Annotated in this window: 18 protein-coding genes and 1 pseudogene; 9 read left to right on the plus strand and 10 right to left on the minus strand. The window is 64.3% G+C overall.

Features of this window, described 5'->3' with window-relative positions; translation table 11 throughout:
- Together B3P22_RS00155 and B3P22_RS00160 are read left to right on the plus strand one after the other, a co-directional pair.
- On the plus strand, positions 1–1132 hold a 1132-nt coding region (locus tag B3P22_RS00155; protein ID WP_296269406.1), incomplete at its 5' end, for an FMN-binding glutamate synthase family protein.
- 118 nt (positions 1133–1250) lie between these two features.
- A complete protein-coding gene (locus B3P22_RS00160) occupies positions 1251–1913 on the plus strand; it encodes a substrate-binding periplasmic protein (RefSeq protein WP_296269407.1) in 663 nt (220 codons plus the stop codon).
- A gap of 15 nt (positions 1914–1928) precedes the next feature.
- Here B3P22_RS00160 and B3P22_RS00165 read toward each other — a convergent pair whose 3' ends face one another.
- Complete coding sequence (locus tag B3P22_RS00165; protein WP_296269408.1) at positions 1929–2957, minus strand: AAA family ATPase; 1029 nt, start codon at positions 2955–2957, stop codon at positions 1929–1931.
- Between the two features lies 1 nt (position 2958).
- The gene (pnuC, locus tag B3P22_RS00170; RefSeq protein ID WP_296269409.1) at positions 2959–3525 is read right to left on the minus strand and encodes a nicotinamide riboside transporter PnuC; all 567 of its coding nucleotides are present in this window, start codon (positions 3523–3525) and stop codon (positions 2959–2961) included.
- A 140-nt stretch (positions 3526–3665) separates the two neighbouring features.
- Between pnuC and B3P22_RS00175 the strand changes: the two genes are divergently transcribed.
- A complete protein-coding gene (locus B3P22_RS00175) occupies positions 3666–4418 on the plus strand; it encodes a tetratricopeptide repeat protein (RefSeq protein ID WP_296269410.1) in 753 nt (250 codons plus the stop codon).
- Between the two features lie 11 nt (positions 4419–4429).
- On the opposite strand, the gene B3P22_RS00180 is transcribed toward B3P22_RS00175, so the two are convergent.
- Together B3P22_RS00180 and B3P22_RS00185 are read right to left on the minus strand one after the other, a co-directional pair.
- The gene (locus B3P22_RS00180; protein WP_296269411.1) at positions 4430–5713 is read right to left on the minus strand and encodes an FAD-dependent oxidoreductase; all 1284 of its coding nucleotides are present in this window, start codon (positions 5711–5713) and stop codon (positions 4430–4432) included.
- An 86-nt stretch (positions 5714–5799) separates the two neighbouring features.
- Positions 5800–6225 (minus strand): 3-isopropylmalate dehydratase, encoded by a 426-nt coding sequence (locus tag B3P22_RS00185; RefSeq protein WP_296269412.1) that lies wholly within the window; start codon positions 6223–6225, stop codon positions 5800–5802.
- 184 nt (positions 6226–6409) lie between these two features.
- Here B3P22_RS00185 and B3P22_RS00190 point away from each other — a divergent pair, with 184 nt between their 5' ends.
- Positions 6410–6676 carry a DUF2790 domain-containing protein gene (locus B3P22_RS00190; protein ID WP_197855978.1) on the plus strand — a complete coding sequence of 89 codons (267 nt, stop codon included), beginning with the start codon at positions 6410–6412 and terminating at the stop codon, positions 6674–6676.
- A gap of 52 nt (positions 6677–6728) precedes the next feature.
- Here the strand turns inward: B3P22_RS00190 and B3P22_RS00195 are convergent, their stop codons facing one another.
- Positions 6729–7166: an HIT family protein gene (locus B3P22_RS00195; protein ID WP_296269413.1), complete on the minus strand. Its 438-nt coding sequence runs from the start codon at positions 7164–7166 to the stop codon at positions 6729–6731.
- 320 nt (positions 7167–7486) lie between these two features.
- On the opposite strand from B3P22_RS00195, the gene B3P22_RS00200 reads away from it, so the two are divergent.
- Positions 7487–8188 (plus strand): glutathione S-transferase N-terminal domain-containing protein, encoded by a 702-nt coding sequence (locus tag B3P22_RS00200; RefSeq protein WP_296269414.1) that lies wholly within the window; start codon positions 7487–7489, stop codon positions 8186–8188.
- Between the two features lie 43 nt (positions 8189–8231).
- Here B3P22_RS00200 and B3P22_RS00205 read toward each other — a convergent pair whose 3' ends face one another.
- Both B3P22_RS00205 and B3P22_RS00210 read right to left on the minus strand, forming a co-directional pair.
- Positions 8232–9542, minus strand: a complete 1311-nt coding sequence (locus B3P22_RS00205; protein WP_296269415.1) for an NTP/NDP exchange transporter — start codon at positions 9540–9542, stop codon at positions 8232–8234.
- 41 nt (positions 9543–9583) lie between these two features.
- Positions 9584–10633: an SDR family oxidoreductase gene (locus B3P22_RS00210; protein ID WP_296269416.1), complete on the minus strand. Its 1050-nt coding sequence runs from the start codon at positions 10631–10633 to the stop codon at positions 9584–9586.
- 293 nt (positions 10634–10926) lie between these two features.
- On the opposite strand from B3P22_RS00210, the pseudogene B3P22_RS00215 reads away from it, so the two are divergent.
- The 3 genes and pseudogenes from B3P22_RS00215 (at position 10927) to B3P22_RS00225 (ending at position 13747) form a co-directional block, all read left to right on the plus strand.
- Positions 10927–11850, plus strand: a pseudogene (locus B3P22_RS00215) (LysR substrate-binding domain-containing protein).
- Positions 11851–11924: 74 nt separating this feature from the next.
- Positions 11925–13124, plus strand: coding sequence for an MFS transporter (locus B3P22_RS00220; RefSeq protein ID WP_296269417.1), 1200 nt, complete (start codon positions 11925–11927; stop codon positions 13122–13124).
- A 65-nt stretch (positions 13125–13189) separates the two neighbouring features.
- The gene (locus B3P22_RS00225; protein WP_296269418.1) at positions 13190–13747 is read left to right on the plus strand and encodes a hypothetical protein; all 558 of its coding nucleotides are present in this window, start codon (positions 13190–13192) and stop codon (positions 13745–13747) included.
- A gap of 870 nt (positions 13748–14617) precedes the next feature.
- On the opposite strand, the gene B3P22_RS00230 is transcribed toward B3P22_RS00225, so the two are convergent.
- Positions 14618–15919 carry an SLC13 family permease gene (locus B3P22_RS00230; RefSeq protein WP_296269419.1) on the minus strand — a complete coding sequence of 434 codons (1302 nt, stop codon included), beginning with the start codon at positions 15917–15919 and terminating at the stop codon, positions 14618–14620.
- A gap of 40 nt (positions 15920–15959) precedes the next feature.
- Positions 15960–16781 carry an amidohydrolase family protein gene (locus B3P22_RS00235; RefSeq protein ID WP_296269517.1) on the minus strand — a complete coding sequence of 274 codons (822 nt, stop codon included), beginning with the start codon at positions 16779–16781 and terminating at the stop codon, positions 15960–15962.
- Positions 16782–16956: 175 nt separating this feature from the next.
- Between B3P22_RS00235 and B3P22_RS00240 the strand changes: the two genes are divergently transcribed.
- The gene (locus B3P22_RS00240) at positions 16957–17694 is read left to right on the plus strand and encodes a GntR family transcriptional regulator (protein ID WP_296269420.1); all 738 of its coding nucleotides are present in this window, start codon (positions 16957–16959) and stop codon (positions 17692–17694) included.
- Positions 17695–17795: 101 nt separating this feature from the next.
- Here the strand turns inward: B3P22_RS00240 and B3P22_RS00245 are convergent, their stop codons facing one another.
- Positions 17796–19109, minus strand: coding sequence for a CitMHS family transporter (locus B3P22_RS00245; RefSeq protein WP_296269421.1), 1314 nt, complete (start codon positions 19107–19109; stop codon positions 17796–17798).
- Positions 19110–19175 lie beyond the last annotated feature (66 nt).

Consider the following 19175-nt stretch of genomic DNA (forward strand, 5'->3'; position numbering starts at 1 on the left):
CATCTCGGCGATGAGCTTCGGCTCACTCAGTGCCAACGCCATTCGCGCCCTCAACGAAGGGGCGAAACTCGGCGAGTTCTACCATGACACCGGCGAAGGCAGCATCAGCCCCTACCATCGCGAGCACGGCGGCGATCTGGTCTGGGAGCTGGGCAGCGGCTACTTCGGCTGCCGCGCCTCGGACGGCCGCTTCGATCCCGAACGTTTCGCCGTGCAGGCGGCCAGCCCGCAGGTGAAGATGATCGAGATCAAGCTGAGCCAGGGCGCCAAGCCGGGCCACGGCGGCATCCTGCCCAAGCACAAGGTCACCGAGGAAATCGCCAACACCCGAGGCGTGCCCATGGGTGAGGACTGCATCTCGCCGTCACGCCACAGCGCCTTCTCCACGCCGACCGAGCTGCTGCAGTTCATCGCCCAGCTACGTGAGCTCTCCGGCGGCAAGCCGGTGGGGTTCAAGTTCTGCCTGGGACACCCCTGGGAGTTCATGGGTATCGTCAAGGCCATGCTGGAGACCGGCATCCTGCCCGACTTCATCGTCGTCGACGGCAAGGAAGGCGGCACCGGTGCGGCGCCGCTGGAGTTCACCGATCACTTGGGCGTGCCGCTGCGCGAGGGCCTGATGTTTGTCCACAACACCCTGGTCGGCAGCGGCCTGCGCGACAAGATCAAGCTCGGCGCCAGCGGCAAGATCGTCAGTGCCTTCGATATCGCCCGCGTGCTGGCCATCGGCGCCGACTGGGCCAACTCGGCGCGCGGTTTCATGTTCGCCATCGGCTGCATCCAGTCGCAGTCGTGCCATACCAACAAGTGCCCCACTGGCGTCGCCACGCAGGACCCGCTGCGCCAGCGCGCCCTGGTAGTCGAGGACAAGGCCCAGCGCGTCTACAACTTCCACCGCAACACGCTCAGAGCGCTGGCCGAGATGCTCGCCGCCGCCGGCCTCGACCACCCGTCGCAGATCGATGCCAAGCACCTGGTGCAGCGCCTGTCGGCCACCGAGATCAAGTTGTTCTCGCAGCAGCACGTATTCCTTGCACCGGGCGAGCTGCTCAACGGTGAGGTCAGCGGCGAGTTCTACCAGCGCATGTGGCGCATGGCCCGCGCCGACAGTTTCGAGCCGGCGCCAGCCTGAACGCTGGTCGTCTAGGCTGAACAGCAAACGCCTTCAACTCGGTAATTACATGCGTCTCTCGCTCTGCCTTCTGTTAGTTCTGCTCAGTCTGACAAGCGCAGCACAGGAGCAACGCCCTTTGCACTTCTCGGTGAACGAGAGCTGGGCCATGCCGATGGTCAGCATCGTCGACGGCCAGGCCCGCGGCGGGATTCTCTACGACTTGCAGCTGCGTCTGGCGCAGAAGGTCGGCCGCCGCGCCGAGATGCTGGTGTTGCCGCGCCTGCGCGTACAGCGCCTGCTGACCAGCGGCGAACTCGACGTGCGCTGTTACGTCAATCCAGACTGGCTGAGCGAACCCCATCACCAGTACATCTGGAGCCTGCCTTTCATGGTGCAACGCGACCTGATCGTCGGGCGCAGCGCCGAAGCCGACTTCACTCTGGCGCGTTTGCACGGCAAGCGCCTGGGTACCGTATTAGGGTTCAGCTACCCCAGCCTGGAGCCACAACTGGCCAGCGGCGAAATCCAGCGTGAGGATGCCCGCACCCAGCAGCTGACCCTGGAAAAGCTCGGGGCCGGCCGTTATCACTATGCGATCAGCAGCCAGCTCAGCCTGGACTGGTTCAATCGCAACCAACCGCGCGAGAAGCAGCTGCATGCACTCGCCGAGGTCAGCGCCGACCCAATCTCCTGCCTCGTCCGCGACGGACCGGACATACCGACCCAAGCGTTGCTGCGTGCCTTGGTGCAGATGAAGGAGGACGGCGAGTTCGACGCCATTCTCGCCCGCTATCGTTGAACCCACTGCGCGCGACTAGCTGCTCAAGCGCAGCAGCACTTGCTCGACGCGCTGCGCCAGCGAGCCGGTCAGGCGGGTGAAGGCCAGGCCGCGCCGCAGCAGCTCCTGCTCGTACCACTGGTTCTGCCGGCGGCGAAAGGTCTCGTCCTGGCGAGTGCCGTCCTGCACGAAGGGGAAGTCATCGGCGCACAGGAACAGGTGGTGATAACGCCGCTCGGCCAACTGCTCCAGCTCGGCCTCGGCCCGGCCGAACAGCTCGCGACAGTAGAACAGCGTGGTCAGCGGCGTGGTGTCGCAAACCAGGTAACGCCGGCACTGCCCGGCCAACGCCTGCTCACGTGCGACCTGAGTGCAGCCGATGCGCAGCAGATCGTCATAGGCGAGCACACCGCCCTGCTCCTCCCAGAGCTCGCGGCCGTATTCCGCGGCATGTCGCGTATCCAGTGCCTCGCCCAGCGCCAGGGCGAGGCTGCTCTTGCCAGTGGACTCACCGCCGAGCAAGGCGATGCGCTCGACGAAATCGCCGTAGACCTGCGGCGCCAGGTAGTGACGCAGGCCATGGATATCGGCGCGCAGGCGTGTAGCCGAGATCGGCACCTGCTGGCGCGCCCGGTCCACTTCGACGTGCACCACCGGGCGCTGGACGCGCGCCGCCAGGTGCGCAGCGAAACCGTCGCCATAGGCCTCGCTGGTGAACACCGCATCCACCGGCTGGCCCAGCACGGCGAGGCAGAACGCGGCAACAAATTCGCGCTGCGCGGCATCCGCCTCGGACTCGTGCGGCAGGTCCGGCAGTCTCAGCCCCGCCTGCCGTTGGGCAGCCACCCATTCGGGCGTCACCACCCAGCTGCGCAGCTCGGGACAGCGTATCCGCAGCCAGTTCGCCCGTCGTTCAGGCTCACAACCTGCCAGTTCGGGGCGCGCCCAACTGAGCAGCACCACTTGCTCGCACTGGGCCTGGGCCTGCTGGATCAGCCATTCATGACCCAGATGCAACGGCGCGAACTTGCCCACCACCAGGCCGACTGCGAATCGCTTGCCCATATCAGACCATCTCAGCCTTCAGTTCGCGGCGCCAGCGGTACAGGCCATACCAGGCATTGCACCAGAACAGCAGGTAGATGAAGGCGGTCAGGTACAGCTCACGCGAGGCGAACAACGGCACCGCGAGGGTGTTGACCAGCAGCCAGCCGTACCAGGTTTCCAGCTTGCGGCGCATCAGCAGTAGCTGCGCCAGTACGCTGAAGGTCAGCACCAGCGAGTCGATGAAGGGCGCGTAGGCGTCGGTGAAATAATGCAGCAAGGCCCCATAGGCCAGCGCCACCAATACCGCAACGCCGAGCGCCAGGGACAATCCTGGCAAGGCCGTACGGCTGATCGGCATGGCGTCGCCACCGCGCCCACGCATCCAGCTCCACCAGCCGATCAGACTGGTCAGGATAAAGAAGCCCTGCAAGGTCACGTCGGCATACAGCTGCACGCTGAAGAACAGCCAGCCGAACAGCACGCAACCGACCAGCCCGACCGCCCAGGTATGCACCGAGTTACGCGCCGCCAGCAGCACCGAAACCAGATAGAAAAGGTTGGCGAAGATCTCCAGCGACGACGGCATGCACGCATCCTTATGGACATGGAATCAGCCGCGCAGCCTATCACGTGACGCATGCCACAGCCGTGCATGGCTCACCTGACAAGCAGGCCGATCCGTGCTCTCATGGGCGCCCTTCGCACTCCAAAGGACTGGACCGCACCATGCCCCTGCTCGCCCTCCTCGTCATCGCCTGTCAAGTCACCTGCGGCCTGCATGTGGTTCGCAGCGGCCAGGATCGCTACTGGCTGTACCTGATCATTGCTCTGCCGGGCCTTGGTTGCCTGATCTACTTTCTCGGCATCATGCTGCCTGAGCTGCTCGGCAGCCGCCGCGGGCGCCGCACGCTCAACCGCCTGCACGACAGCATCGACCCGCAGCGCCATCTACGCACCCTGCGCGATGAGCTGGAAATCCGCGACACGCGCGATACCCGCGTCAACCTGGCCGACGAGCTGCTGCGCATGGGGCAGGCCGAAGAGGCGGCCCAGCACTATCAGGCGGCTCTGCGGGGTATCCACAGCGATGCCCCGGACATCCTCCTCGGCCTGGCCAGGGCGCGTTTCGCCCTAAGCGATTTCGCCGGTTGCCAGGCAAGTCTCGACCAACTGATCGCCCACAACCCCGATTTCCGCTCTACCGAGGGCCACCTGCTGTATGCCCGTGCGCTGGAAGGCCAGGGCAACGACCTCAAGGCCGAAGAGGAGTACCGCGCGCTTGGCAGCTACAGCGCCGGCCCGGAAGCCAACTATCGCTATGCCCTGCTGCTGCGCCGACTGGGCCGCCAGCGCGAAGCCATCGAACTGTTGCAGCAGATCCATACCCACGCCCGCCGCTCCGCTCGGCATTACCGGGTTCTGCACAAGGAGTGGCTGGATCTGAGCCAGAAGGCGCTGCTCAATCTGCAGCGCAACTGAACAGTGTGGGGTTATTCCCACGCCTCCCGCTCACCGGTCCAGGCATGCAGCTCGCGCTTCTGCGCGCCGGACCATAGCCAGCCGCTGCGCGCACCGACCAGCGTGCTGACCGCATGCTGGCGGCCGAAGCGGTTATGCCGGGCGAGCATCAGGGCGATATCGCGCAGCACGGCAAGGGTGTTGCTGTTGGACTGGAACAGCGGCGTCAACAGCCGGCTGGCCTGGCGGTAGTAACGCAGATGGTCACGCCGAGCTTCGCCATAGCGGGCGAAGATGGCGCTCCAGTCGAGCGCATGCTGTTGTTCGTCACCCGCATTGCCGAGCGCATCGGCCAGCGCGGCAGCATCCACCAGCGCCATGTTGGCGCCCTGGCCCAATTGCGGACTCATGGCGTGGGCACAATCGCCGATGGCCAGGACGCGACCATCGCTCCAGCGCTGCATGCGCACGTCGGCATAGGCCGCCAGGGTCAGCTGCGCAGGATCATCGATCTGCTGCAGATAGGCCTCTGAAGCTTCGCCAGCCAGGTTGCGTACACGGGTTTTCCAGGCATCCAGGCCACTCGTTCGCCAACTCTCGTGCTCACTGAGCGGCAGGCTCCAGAACAGGCTGGTCAGCGAGCATTCGCGCGCCTGATGGGTGCAGCCGGTGGGCATCAGCCCGAACATTTCCCGGCAGCCGCGATACCACTGGCGCAGCTCGCCGCTTTCGGCCGACGCTGCAGTCGGCAACATGCTCCACAGCGCGCCCCAGGGATACGGCCGCGACCACTGGCGCACCTGCATCTGCGCGCGTAGGGTCGAGCGAGTGCCATCGGCCAGGATCAGCGCGGCAAAATCCCCCAGAGGTCGCTCAACACCCTCTTCGTCCTGATGCAACAGGCGGACATGACCGCCTGCCTGTTCGAAACGGCTGACGCTCACCCCGGTCTGCACCTGCACGCCAATGCGCTGCGCCGCATTGAGCAGCGCCGTCATCAATACACCGCGGTGAATGCCAAGGCCAAAGCTGCCGGGCTGCCAGTCGTGATAACGGGTATCGAGGATCACCCGCCCCCGGCAACTGGTGCCGTAGAGTCGGCTGACCGGTGCGCCGAGTGCGGTGCATTCGGCGAGCAGGCCCAGGCGCTGCAGTACCGCCAGGCCGGAAGGCTGCAGCAGGATGCCGGCGCCCACCGGTTGCAGCTGTTCGACCCGCTCCAGCAGCCGCACTGCATAGCCCTGACGGGCGAGGAATATGGCAGTGGCGAGGCCGGCGGTCCCTGCCCCTACTATCGCGATTGGCAATCCATTCACGTTCGTGCTCCCTGATTGGCTGCAGGGAATACTAACCGTCTGGCATCACTGGCGGTATGACCGCCCGCACAGCGCCAGCGTGGTCATCAAGGTTTGTCCGGGCGTATATCGAAGCCGCCCTTGTTCTGGCTGACAATGCGCAGGTGCTGGACTTCCCCGCTTTTCACCGGCACAGCCACTTCGCGCAGCAGGCGGCCCATGCCGCACAGGGTGTCGTCCATGCGATCCGGCGTGATACCGACCACGCGAGTGCCCGGGCGTACCTGGAAGGTTGCGACCTCACCGACGCCGATGCGCGCGGCGACCTTGCGATCCACTTCGATGGCCACGTAGCAGCCGCCGCCCATCATGCCGAAATCGCGGTTGACCACGATCTGCGCGCCATTTTCCTGCGCATCCTGAAAGGCCAGCAGGCGGTCCTCCGGCACCGGCTTGATATCCTCGGGGTTACCTCGAAACGACGAACAGCCAGCCAGCAACACCAGGGGTAGAGCGATGAGGATCGAACGCATGAAGCCCTCCATGGGCAGATGAGTGCGGGCTGAGTATTGGGCTTGGCGCGTCTGTGAGCAAGGTATCGATGGCGGCGATTTTCGCTAGCAGACGCATCGATTTCTGCAATGAAGGGCACAGTGTTTTCATCTCTCTCGAGCCCAGCGCCAACCTTCCCGGCGCCACCTATCGGAGACTATCAAGATGAAATTCGCAGCCCTCAACGCCACCCTCCTCGCCGCCTTCGCTCCTATCGCTTTCGCCAGTGAGAAGGCTTCTGAAATCAGCAACGTGGAAGTACAGCAGTACCAGTACGGCATGCATCTGGATATCGACCAGGTACTGCAGCGCACCGACAACAGCCAGAAGAGCGGCGTGGTGCCGAGTGTACTGGTCTACCGCGACAGCCAGGGTGAGGTGCACGCGGTGCGTTTCGTCGAATGGGGCGGTCTGAGCAGCCAGAACGGCTAAATCACCACCCGCTGATGCCCCGGTCGAGACGCTCGTCCGGGGCGATGCCGTTTCAGCCTTGCAGACGTTTCGCCAGACGCACCTGCAGCGCTTCCAGCTCGGCCGGATCGGCCTTGGTGGCCGCGTGAATACCCAGCCCCTCGCCCTCGAAGCGCGGGATCACGTGCATGTGGATATGGAACACCGTCTGCCCGGCAGGCGCGCCGTTGAACTGCGCCACCTGCACGCCGGCCGGCTGCAATTCGTCGACCACCGCCTGGGTGACCTTCTTCACCACGGCCATGACCTTGGCCAGGCTGGCTTCGTCGATTTCCAGGATATTGCGGGCGGCGGCGCGCTTGGGAATGACCAGGCTGTGGCCCTTGGACTGCGGGAACAGATCGAGGAACGCCAGCACATCGTCGTCCTCGTAGAGTTTGTAGCAAGGCAGGTCGCCACGAATGATCTGGGCGAAGATGTTCTGGGAATCGTAGGTACCGTGCAGGCTCATGCCGATGGGCTCCGTGCCGGGTGGATGAAAACCCGCACCATACCGCCTCGGTCGCGCACAGGGAACCAGGCAGGATCGTCCGAGTCGATGACTACTAGCTGCTGGATCGATTTCCTGCGTACCTGCCACTCGTGTTCTGATCGCCCCTTTCGTAGAGGCTGTTCAGGATCTCGCGAGCTAGAGCGATACAAGGCAAAAACAAGCGAGGAAGCAGAGTGTACTTTTGTACATGAGCATTCCGAGCTTGTTTTTAACGCAGTAGCGCCGACGCGCAGCAGATCGTGAACAGGCTCTTAGGCCCATTCGACATGGAACTCCACATGACCGACCTCAGCCCCTTCCACATCACTCGCAAATGGCCCGCGCAGTATCCCGAGCGCCTGCAGCTCTATTCGCTGCCCACGCCCAACGGCGTCAAGGCCTCGATCATGCTGGAGGAGATCGGCCTGCCCTACGAGCCGCACCTGGTCAGCTTCGACAGCAACGACCAGTTCAGCGCCGAGTTCCTTTCGCTGGCGCCGAACAACAAGATTCCGGCGATCCTCGATCCCGACGGGCCGAATGGCCACCCGCTGCCGCTGTTCGAGTCCGGGGCGATTCTGATTTACCTGGCGGAAAAGACCGGCAAGTTGCTGCCGCAGGACGCCGCAGCCCGCTACGAGACGATTCAATGGCTGATGTGGCAGATGGGCGGTCTCGGCCCGATGTTCGGTCAGCTCGGCTTCTTCCATAAGTTCGCCGGTGCCGAGTACGAGGACAAGCGCCCACGTGATCGCTACGTCGCCGAATCCGCTCGCCTGCTCGGTGTGCTCGACCAACACCTGGAGGGCCGTAGCTGGATTGCCGGCGAGTACAGCATTGCCGATATCGCCGTGTTCCCCTGGGTGCGCTGCCTGGTGGACTTCTACAAGGCCGGCGATCTGGTGCAGTTCGAACGTTTCGGCAACGTGCGCCGCGTGCTCGACGCCTTCCTCGCGCGCCCGACCGTGCAGCGCGGCCTGAACATCCCCGCGCGCAGCTGACGAGTTTGCAGGAGCCGTGCCCGCGGCTCCTGCAAAGTCCGCTCTATGTAACCACCAGTTCCTGCCGCTCGGCGGCCTTGCGGTCCGCCTGGGTCCCCAGATACCAGCCGAGCAACCCCCACAGCGCCGCGCTGGCCGCGCCCACCAGCGCCACCAGCCAGGCGCCTTGTGCGAGCATGTCCAGCAGGCTCTTGAGCCAGCCACTCATCGCATCGCCGGCGCGGTAGACCACGGTGTCGATGAAGTTCTTCGCCTTGTATTTGCTCTCGGCATCCAGCGGCGCGAAGAGCATCTCCCGCCCCGGCCGCACGAAGGCGTATTCACCGATGCGCCGTACGATCATCAGCGCTGCCAGCATGGCGAAGGTCGGCATCAAGGCCAGACCGATGAAGCCGACGCATACCAATAGCGGCACACAGGCCAACAGCACGCGCACACCCAGACGCCGCGCGATGCGCCCGGTGATGAACAACTGGGAAATCAGCGCGCCGGCCTGCACCACGAAATCGATCACCCCGAACACCCGCACCTGCGCGGCGCGATCCGGAAACAGCTCGGCCACCAGGCGGGCCTGTTCGAAGAAGAGAAAGGTGCTGGCCGTCGCGAGCAGGATGACGAAACCGGCGATACCAAACAGGTAGGGCGAAGACAGCACACGCATCAGGCCACTGAACGGGTTGCCCGGCACCGGACGCCGCGGACTTTCCGCCTGCACGGCGCCGGCCCGTCCCGCGCCACCCTCCTCGCGCCAGCGCATCAGCACCTGCTTGAGCGACAGCGCCACGGCCAGCAGCACCGCGGCCAGCAAAATCAGCCCACTCTGCCCCAGCGTGCCCACCAGCAAGGCACTCAGCGCCGGGCCGACCAGGCCGCCGACACTGGCACCGGCGGCGATGAAGGCGAACAGGCGCTTGGCCTGCTCGCTGTCGAACACGTCGGCCATCAGGCTCCAGGCTACCGAGACGACGAAGAGGTTGTAGACCGAAATCCATACATAGAAGCTGCGCGCCAGCCACACGCTTTCATCCGCACTGAAGAACAACAGGGCGAACAACGCCAGGTTCAGGGTGAAGAAACCATACACCCAGTCGATGAAATGGAGCCGCGGCACCCGCGAACTCAGCCAGGCGAACAACGGCACTGCGATCAGCATCACCACGAAGGTGGCGGTGAACAGCCACTGCAGGTTCTCTACGCCGGAGACGATGCCCATGGCTTCGCGGATCGGCCGCAGCATGAAGTAGCCCGAGAACAGGCAGAAGAACAGAGTGAAACCGGCCAGCGCCGGCCATAGCTCGCTGCGCTGCGCGTTGATGGCCACGGCCACGCGCTGCGCCATCGTTGAAGATGACATGGGAAAATCCTCGAAGGGCGCGCCTCAAGGCGCGCCAAGATTCAGCCGTATTTCACGCCCGTCAGGCGCTCGGCCACCAACCACAGGCGCGCCGCATCATCGGCATCCGCCGCGGCAGCCGGCACCTTGGCCAGGCCCAGTGGGCCGCGTTTTTCCTCTTCGCCGGTCGGCCCGTAGTAACGACCACCCTCGGCTTCAGCCGCCGTAGCCGCGAACAGTGACGACAGCGCCCCCTGCGCCGCCGAGTGATAGACCTCGCGATCCTTTGCCCACTGGCGGGCGAACTCGCTTTCCAGTCCAGGCCCACGCTCGACCAGTTCGGTAACGGCCACGCCAGGATGCGCGGCGATGCTGCGCACGCCCCAGTTTTTGGCCAGGCTGCGCCGCTGCAGCTCGAAGGCCATCATCAGGCAGGCCAGCTTCGACTGGGCGTAAGCCGCATAGGGGTCATAGCTGCGCTCGGACTGCAGATCGTCGAAATTGATCCGACCACGATTGACCGCGATGCTCGCCAGTGTCACCACACGCGGATCGGATGACTTGCGCAGCGATGGCAGGAGCAAACCGGTCAGAGCGAAATGGCCGAGAAAGTTGGTCGCCAGCTGCATCTCGAAACCGTCGCGAGACACGCCGCGCTGCGGCGGCGCCATGATCGCGGCGTTGTTGATCAGCACATCCAGCACCTCGCCCTCGGCATTCACGCGCCGGGCCAGGCTGCGTACCGAGGCCAGATCGGCCAGGTCCAATTGTTCGAAACGCACCCGCGCATCCGGCACCTGGGCACGAATACGTTCGATGCTCTCGACGCCACGCTGCGCGTTGCGCGCGGCGATGATTACCTGCGCACCGGCCCCGCTCAGGGCCAAAGCATCCTCGAAGCCCATACCGCTGGTGCCACCGGTGACCAGCATGCGCTTGCTGGTCAAAGGCGGTATGTCCGTCGCCTGCCAGCCCGTTGCAGTGTCGGCCCAGGCGAGCGTCGGCACACCGCCCAACACACCTTGCAAGGCAAGACTGCCGCCCACCATGCCGAACAGTTTCAATGCTTCACGGCGTGTATGGCCCAGCCCCGCTTCGTTTCTCTTGCTCATTGCAGCTTCCTCCTATCCGTTAGCTCGATGCGCCAAATCGGGCAACGGCGCAGGACATAGGGTGAAAGCAAAGAGACTGTTCGATAAGCCGGTCACGAGCGAACACCGTATACGGCCAGGCGTACAGTTACCGGGGGTTTCAAAGGCGCGAACCGTAGCCCGGATGCAATCCGGCTACGGTGAAGATCGCGGCTGAAGCCGCTCCCACGCTTGCCACCCAGCACCGTGTCAGGATTGGCAAAGCGGGCGCTGCGCCGCATTATCGAAGGCTTCGCCATTAGCCGGTCGCCGCCATGCGCCAACCGAATCTGTCCGATATCGCTCTGTTCGCCGCCGTGGTCGAGGCCGGTGGCTTCCGTGCCGCAGCGCAGCGCCGCGGCACGGAAGCCTCGTCACTCAGCGACTGCATACGCCGCCTGGAAAAGGAGCTGGGCGTGCGCCTGCTCAACCGCACCACGCGCGGCCTGACGCCGACGGAAATCGGCGCACGCCTGCTGCAGCGCCTGCGCCCGGCGCTGGACGAGATCAACACCGCACTCAATGATCTGCAGGAAGACCCGGAGCATCCGGTCGGCTCGCTGCGCCTGCATGTGCCTGGCGTAATCGCCCGGCACATCCTGCCGCAACTGCTCGACGGTTTTCTTGCGCGTTACCCCGGCATCGCGCTGGAGGTGAACATGGATAACACCTTCATCGACGTCATCGGCGCCGGTTACGACGCCGGCATTCGCTACGAGGAAAGCCTGGCCAAGGACATGATCGCCATCCCCATCGGGCCGCGCCGGCAGTGTTTCATGGCAGTCGCTGCGCCCAGCTATCTGTAGCGCCACGGCACGCCAAAGCATCCAGGCGAACTGAGCGAGCACCGCCTGCTCGGCTACCGCTTCGCCAGCGGCAAGCTGGGTGTCTGGGAGTTCGAGCAGGATGGACGCACCTTGCGCATCGCCCCGGAGGGCAGGTTGGTCAGCTCATCGCAGGACCTGCTGATCGCCGCGGCCTGCGCCGGCCACGGCATTCTCTACACCTTCGAGGAATACATCGCGGCGCATCTCGCCAGCGGCCAGTTGCAACCCATTCTGCATGACTGGTGGCAGCACTTCGAAGGGCCTTATTTGTACTACCACAGCAGGCGCAACGTGCCGGCGCCGCTGCGCGCCTTCGTCGATTACGTGAAAGCCCTGAACAACGCCGACCATTCGTCTCAAAGCCCGATATAGAGCGGGCGGCAATATCCAGGCACGACACTCGGAGATTATAATTCCGCGCTTGCTTTCCCCCTTCCAGGTCACTCATGAACGATTCTCCATCCGACGCCGCGACGCATCTGTCGCCGGGCGCGATCCTTCTCATTCAGCTCGCCCTGGCCCTCGGCGGCTTTGCCATCGGCACCGGCGAGTTCGCCATCATGGGCCTGATGCCCAACGTCGCCGCCGACCTTGGCGTCAGCGAGCCGCAAGTCGGCCACGTGATCAGCGCCTACGCCCTCGGCGTGGTGGTCGGTGCACCGGTGCTGGCCCTGCTCGGCGCGCGCCTGCCACGGCGCATCCTGCTTCTGCTGCTGATGGGCTGCTTCGCCCTCGGCAACTTCGCCAGCGCACTGGCGCCGAGCTACGAGCCGCTGCTGATCTTCCGCTTCATCGCCGGCCTGCCGCACGGCGCGTACTTCGGCATCGCCATGCTGGTGGCGGCGTCCATGGCGCCGCCGCACAAACGCGCCAAGGCGGTGAGCCGGGTGCTGGCCGGCCTGACCGTGGCGATCCTGATCGGCAACCCACTGGCCACCTGGCTCGGCCAGTTCATGAGCTGGCGCTACGCCTTCGCCCTGGTCGGGGTGATCGCCATCACCACCATCGCCATGGTGGCGATCTTCCTCCCGGCAGACCCCAACGAGCAGCGCAGCAGCCCGTCGGGCGAGCTGCGCGCCTTCAACCGCGCGCCGATCTGGCTGGCCCTGGGCATCGGCTCGATCGGTTTTGCCGGGATGTTCTGCGTGTTCAGCTACATGGCGCCGACCCTGCTGCATGTCACCCAGGTCGGCCCCGGCTGGATTCCCCTGGCCATGGGCGTGTTCGGTGCCGGCTGCATCGTCGGCAACAGCGCCGGCGGCTGGCTGTTCGACCGCCTGCGTCTGCGCGCCGTGGCCTGGATTCTGGCCTGGAGCGCGCTGGTGCTGCTGGTCTTCCCGTTCGCGGCGCACAGCCTGTGGACGATCCTGCCGGCGATCTTCGCTCTCGGCACCATGATCGCCCTCGGCCCGGCGCTGCAGACCCACCTGATGGACGTCGCCACTGGCGCGCAGACCCTCGCTGCCGCTTCCAATCACGCCGCGTTCAATGTCGCCAACGCGCTCGGCCCCTGGCTCGGCGGCCTGGCCATCAGCGCCGGCATGGGCTGGACGGTGACCGGCTACATCGGCGCCGCGACCGCCATCGGCGGCCTGCTGTTGTTCGTCTGGGCGTGGCAGGTGCAGCAGAAAAACGCAGCGATCTGAACAGGTGCGTGAGGTGACTCGGGCAAGGTATCTTCTACCTCCCGAGCCACCGACGAACCTGCCCGATGATTGTTCAGCGTTTACGCTTCGCCCTGATCGCCACCACCCTTTTCACAGCCCTGAGCGTCCAGGCACAGGTGGAAGTCGAGGCCAATGCCGGCATGCTGGCGGCGAAGATTTCCGAAGAGATCGTTCCAGGCGACTACGAGAAACTGCTGGCTGGCCTGCGCGCCAATCCGGGTAAGCACAAACGCAAGGTCGTGCTGCTCGACAGCATCGGCGGCAGCGCTCCGGAAGCCATACGCATGGGGCGCCTGCTGCGCGAAACCGGCTTCGAGGCGCTGGTCCCTTCCGGCGGCATGTGCCAGGGCAGTTGCATCTACTTGCTGGCGGCTGGCAACAAACGCACGGTCAATGGCCACGTTGCCCTGCGCCGCCCGCCCTTCCCTGCTGGCGACTCGGCACTGGCTCAGGCTGCCCATGGCCGCCAGGCGTTCAGCCCGGCCAAGTACTTTCGCGACATGGGTGTCGACATACGCCTGGCAGAAGCTATCTATCAGGTCGCGCCAGGGCGCTTGCGTCTGCTGGGCCCGGATGAACTGGCGCGTTATCGGCTGAAATAGCGATACGGACTTGCTGGGATAGAGCCCCGGCATCACGCGATGCCGGTTTTTTTCAGGTTCTTCGCATTCTCGGGATACGCATGACACCAGACTGGCAATTAAGTGTCAGCTGTCGATGACTGGGCACTATCCATTAGCACGCCGCCTGGCCTGATGGGTTTCGCCCCTTACGGGCGAGTCACTTTCTCTTGCTTGCCCAAGAGAAAGTAACCAAAGAGAAGGGCACCCCGACATACGGCCCCGGCTGCGCCGGGGTTCCCTCGATCCATCACCACTCCAGGGGCACGCCACGAAGGGCCATCCCTGGCCCATCGTGGCTCTCGCGACATCCATGTCGCTCAACCCCTTCCACGGTGATTCCACTCGGCCTCCTGAAGGGGATTTGGGCGTCGCCTGTGAGATCGCGCTTCAAGAGCAAAAGCCAAACGCTACTGACTTGGATCTTCCGGAGATGTCGCAAGCTCGCGACCTGGTCCCCTTCAGGAGGCCGAGTGGAGGTGTTGCGTAGGGGCGTGAGCCGCATGGATGCGGCGAGAGGCTTAAAGGGCCAAGGATGGCCCTTGTAAGCCGGCCCCCGGAGCGGCGCCGGAGCGAGGAAACGCAGCGAAGCGGAGTAACAGCCGCAGGCTGGCCCGCAGGGTGAGCAAAGCGAATCAAGTTTCGCGTAGCGAAACCCGGATGTCGGGGTGCCCTTCTTTGGCACACCTTTCTTGGGCAAGCAAGAAAGGTGTGGCGCCCGTAAGGGGCGCAACCCAAACGCTCAGCGCACGCGGTAACGGATAGTGCTGAGTCAGTAAGCGATACGCACACAAACTTGCCAGTCCGGTATCAACTCACACCTTCCCCAAACTATGCGAAGAACCTTTTTCATCAAAACAGGAAGGTCAGCGCCAGGTTGAACAGCATGGCGGCGACGAAGCCGATGGGCGCAGCGCGCAGCAGCAGTTGCGAGAACAGCGTCGAGCGCGCCTTGTCATCGGTGCACGAGCCCAGCAGCAGGCTGCCGCCCGAAGAGAACGGCGAGATCGAGGTGGCCTGCGCACCGACCACGATGGCGACGAAGATGATCATCGGATCGATCGACATCGAAGCCGCCAGTGGCAGCACCATCGGGAACAGCGCCGGCGTCACCACGCCCAGGGTGCTGGCGAAGATCGACATCAGAGCCGCCACCACACCGAATGCCACTGGAACCATCAGCGGCGGAATGTTGCCGCCGATCCAGGACGCCAGCGCATCGATGGTGCCGGCCTTGATCGCGATCGAGATCAGCATGCCGACGCCGCAGATCATGATCAGCGTGGCCCAGGGCACGGAGGCAATGGCCTTGCGCTCGTCACCGAGCTTGAGCAGCAGTGCGATCACCGAGAACACGCTGGCGATCAGGCCGATATCCACCTTGCTGTTGACGAACCTGACCGTGGCGTTGTCCGGGAAGGCCAGCAGCGCCAGTGGCGCGGTGAGCACCAGTACCATCATCAGCAGCGTCAGCAGCAGGGTCAGTTTCTGCTCGCGATTGAAGGCTTCCGGCATGTCGGCGGTGAGTACCGCATTCTTCAGGTTGCGGCCATGGCCACCGAGGAAGACGAAGGCGGAAATCACCAGAACCGGAATGATCGCCGTGCTGGCGAAGATCGCCAGGGCATTGACGAAGGCTTCGCTCTCGGGCATGCCGGCGCCGGTCATCAGGCCGCGGAAGATGATGCCGCTCTGGCTGGAGACGAAGTTGGCCCCGGCCAGCGCGCCGTAGTTCACCGCCATGCCGCCGAGAATCAGGCTCATGCCGGTACGCTGGCACAGCAGCAGGGTCAGCGGCGCCATGAAGGCCAGTACGGTGTAGTAACCGGCGCCCATGGCAGCGATCACCCCCGAAGTCAGCAAAATGGCATAGGGCAGCAGGTGCGGCACGCCACGGCAGCGATACAGCAGATGCCCGGCGAGCTTTTCCAGGGTGCCGTTGACGGTGGCGAAGCTGTAGAACAGGCAGACCGAGAAGATCACGAAGAAGATCTTCAGCGGCCACATGTTGATGATCTCACCCGGGCTCATGCCCATGCCGAAACAGCCGAGCAGGTAGGCGAAGGCGATGGCGAACAGGCCGATGTTGATCTTGGTGGTGTAACCCAGCGCGACGGCAAGAACGATCGCGACGACGACGAGCAAGCTCATCATGATGATTTGACTCCTTTTGTTGTTCTGATGTGAGCGGCGCTCATGCCGAGGCGAAACCGAACAGGGTTGCGGGGTTGTCCACCAGAACGCGACGGCGCTCCTCGGGGTTGGGCAGCAGGGCCTCGAGCAGCGCGAACTGCTGATCGTAGCGGGTCTGCGACTCGAACTGGGTGTTGGGCCAGTCGCTGCCCCAGAGGAAGCGACCGACGCCGCCATAAGCTTCGCGCAGGCGCGCTTCGATGGCCTGTGCTCGCGCCAGATCGGACTGGCTGCGGTAGGCTGCCGACAGCTTGATCCACACCGGCGCCTGGCCCAGCAGATGGAAGAAGGCGTCGTGCTGCGGATCGTCCAGTTGCACGCTCGGTGCCGGCAGGCCGAAATGATCGATCACCACCGTCACTCCTGACTCGAGGATTGCCGGCACGACCAGCGCCAGATCATCGAAGCCGCGCTGGATTTCCACCTGCCAGCCGCGCTGGGCCAGGCGCCGGAACAGATCATTCCAGGCCGGGCCGGCGTAATCCTCCAGCGCCTTGCCGATCAGATTCAGGCGCACGCCCACCACACCGGCAGCGGCCAGCTCGTCCAGCTCGGCATCGCTGACCTGTGCATCGACCACCGCCACACCGCGCAGGCGCTCGGGAAAACGCTGCAACGCCGCGACCATGTAGAGATTGTCGGTGCCGAGAAAGCTCGGCTGGATCAGCACACCATGAGACAGGCCGCAGGCGTCCAGATGAGCCAGGTACTGCTCCACGGTAGCGTCATAGCTGGGACTGTAGCGGCGGCCAGGGACCATGGGCAGGTCCTGGCGAAAGATGTGCGCGTGGGTGTCGATGCCGGTGATCCCGGCATAAGGCATGGACGTCACGAAGCGATACCTCTGTCGTTTTTGTAAGAGCAGCCTTTGCGCCGCCATTTTATACAGACATTCAGTCATATATATGAATAGATGACTGTATAGACAGAGATCGAGTGCTGTCAACGCGCTACCCGGTGGTAAAGTGACGGCCGGTCTAATTGTGGAATTGAGGTTTATGGCCACCACCGTGCTGGGACAGGACGAACGCCTGCCGCTGTATCAGCGGCTACGAGACGAAATGCTGGGCAAGATTGCCGCTGGCCAATGGCTGCCCGGCGAGGCCATCCCTACCGAAGCGGAGTTGACCCGCCAGTACGGCGTGGCCGTGGGAACGGTGCGCAAGGCCGTGGAAACCCTGGTTGCCGAAGGCCTGCTGTTACGTGCCCAGGGTCGCGGCACCTTCGTGCGACGGCCGAACTTCGATGGGTCGCTGTTTCGCTTCTTCCGCCAGGTCAGCGCCAGCGGCCAGTCGCAGGTGCCGCAGAGCCGCATTCTCGAATGCCGCCTCGAGCCTGCGGACGCGGCAGCACGCCAGGCATTGCAACTGGCTGAAGGCGAGCGCTGCGTCTTCCTCCAGCGCCTGCGCCTGATCGACGACCGTCCGCTGTTCCACGAGCGCATCTGGCTACCCGCCTCGCGCTTCGGCGCCTTACTGGATGTCGCACCCGGCGATTTTCCACAATTGCTCTACCCCTTCTACGAGCAGCACTGCGGCCAGCGCATCGCTTCGGCGAAGGAAACCCTTACGGTTTCTGCCGCCGATGCCGAGCTCGCCGCCATTCTGGGCGTCGCCGAGGCCAGCCCGAGCGTGGTGATCGAACGAACCGCGCTGGGCTATGACCGCACCCCGCTGGAATATCGCCTGTCACGCGCGGCGGCGGAAAACTTCCGCTATCAGGTGGAAATCAGCTAGCGGCTTTTCACCCGCCAGATGCAGCACGCCCGGGCAAGCCCGGGCGCGAGAGACTTTGTGGCTCGCTCGCCTCTACCAGGAGAAGCGAGCCCTACCAAGTGCTAGAACATGCCCAACGCCCAGGCGGAGCCGAACAGCACCAGCGAGAAGCCCCACATCCACCACAGCGAGTAGCGGATGTGCCGGCCCAGATCCAGCCCGGCCAGGCCCAGAGCCAGCCACAACGCCGGCGAGAACGGACTGATGAAGGTGCCGATGATATTGCCGATGATCAGCGCATAGACCACGCTGGCCGGCTCCACGCCATGTCCCGCAACCACTTCCAGGGTCACCGGGAGCAGGCCGAAGTAATAGGCGTCGGTGCTAAGCAGCAGTTCCATCGGCAGGCCGAACAGGCCGAGCACGATATGCATCTGGCCCACCAGGGACGCTGGCAGCACGCCGGCCAGATCCTGGGCGATGGAGGTGAGCATGCCGGTGCCGGTGAAGATGCCGAGCATCGAACCCGCCGCCAGAATAATCATGCCCATGCTCAGCGCGGCCGGCGCATGCGCGGCGATACGCTGCATCTGCGCCTTGCCGCCACGGTAGTTGAGCAGCAGCGCCAGCGACAGCCCGATCATGAATACATAGCCGGCCGGCAGGATACCGGTGAACAGCGCCACCAGTACCAGCAGGAACAGAGCCGCGTTTGCCCACAGCAGCTGCGGGCGCTCCAGTTCACGTTCCTCGTCGCTGGGCGTCATGTGCAGGTCGCCACTGGTGTCCACCAGCACGCCCTCGTCACTGCTGTTGCCTGCGGCGATGCGGCGTTGTTCACGAACGCCCAACAAGGCAGCCAGGGCGATCAACAGCACCACGCCGATACCCTGAATGACGATCAGCGGACGCCACAAATCGGTGACATCGATACCCGTAACCGCCGCAGCGCGCCCCAACGGCCCGGCCCAGGGCACCATGTTGAAGATACCGGCGCCCAGCGCCAGCAACAGCAGCATCAGATAGGGGCTCATGCGCAGCTGCTTGTATAGCGGCAACAGCGCGGGAACGGTAAGCAGGAAGGTGGTGGCGCCAGCGCCATCGAGGTGCGCCAGCATGCCGATGATGGCCGTGGCCACGGTGACGGCGATGACGTTGCCGCGGGTCAGTCGCACCATGCCGCCGATCAATGGGCGGAACAGCCCGGTGTCCTGCAGCACGCCGAAAAAGGTGATGGCAAACACGAACATGGTGGCGATCGCCGTCACGCGGCCGATGCCATCGGTGAAGAAACCGGAAATTGCCTCCGGGCCGAAACCCGCGGCCAAGGCGCCGAGCAGCGGCACCACGATCAACGGCAGAACAGGCGACATGCGCCCGATGAGCAACAGCACAACCAGGCTGCAAATGGTCAACAGGCCAATCAGGGTCAACAAACCGCTTTCTCCTCTTTTTCTTGTAAGCACGCGAAAGGCGCGTGGGGAGGCTAAGAGGCGAACCTT

The sequence above is a fragment of the Pseudomonas sp. UBA6323 genome (genome assembly GCF_002439135.1).
In the GTDB taxonomy this organism is placed as follows: domain Bacteria; phylum Pseudomonadota; class Gammaproteobacteria; order Pseudomonadales; family Pseudomonadaceae; genus Aquipseudomonas.

Bases quoted from the DNA above. Each gene is read 5' to 3' on its own strand.
- pnuC (WP_296269409.1), bottom strand. From the start codon at position 3,525: ATGCCGTCGTCGCTGGAGATCTTCGCCAACCTTTTCTATCTGGTTTCG.
- B3P22_RS00175 (WP_296269410.1), top strand. From the start codon at position 3,666: ATGCCCCTGCTCGCCCTCCTCGTCATCGCCTGTCAAGTCACCTGCGGC.
- B3P22_RS00205 (WP_296269415.1), bottom strand. From the start codon at position 9,542: ATGTCATCTTCAACGATGGCGCAGCGCGTGGCCGTGGCCATCAACGCG.
- B3P22_RS00195 (WP_296269413.1), bottom strand. From the start codon at position 7,166: ATGAGCCTGCACGGTACCTACGATTCCCAGAACATCTTCGCCCAGATC.
- B3P22_RS00225 (WP_296269418.1), top strand. From the start codon at position 13,190: ATGATTGTTCAGCGTTTACGCTTCGCCCTGATCGCCACCACCCTTTTC.
- B3P22_RS00220 (WP_296269417.1), top strand. From the start codon at position 11,925: ATGAACGATTCTCCATCCGACGCCGCGACGCATCTGTCGCCGGGCGCG.
- B3P22_RS00185 (WP_296269412.1), bottom strand. From the start codon at position 6,225: ATGCGTTCGATCCTCATCGCTCTACCCCTGGTGTTGCTGGCTGGCTGT.
- B3P22_RS00200 (WP_296269414.1), top strand. From the start codon at position 7,487: ATGACCGACCTCAGCCCCTTCCACATCACTCGCAAATGGCCCGCGCAG.
- B3P22_RS00240 (WP_296269420.1), top strand. From the start codon at position 16,957: ATGGCCACCACCGTGCTGGGACAGGACGAACGCCTGCCGCTGTATCAG.
- B3P22_RS00210 (WP_296269416.1), bottom strand. From the start codon at position 10,633: ATGAGCAAGAGAAACGAAGCGGGGCTGGGCCATACACGCCGTGAAGCA.
- B3P22_RS00190 (WP_197855978.1), top strand. From the start codon at position 6,410: ATGAAATTCGCAGCCCTCAACGCCACCCTCCTCGCCGCCTTCGCTCCT.
- B3P22_RS00165 (WP_296269408.1), bottom strand. From the start codon at position 2,957: ATGGGCAAGCGATTCGCAGTCGGCCTGGTGGTGGGCAAGTTCGCGCCG.
- B3P22_RS00235 (WP_296269517.1), bottom strand. From the start codon at position 16,781: ATGCCTTATGCCGGGATCACCGGCATCGACACCCACGCGCACATCTTT.
- B3P22_RS00230 (WP_296269419.1), bottom strand. From the start codon at position 15,919: ATGATGAGCTTGCTCGTCGTCGTCGCGATCGTTCTTGCCGTCGCGCTG.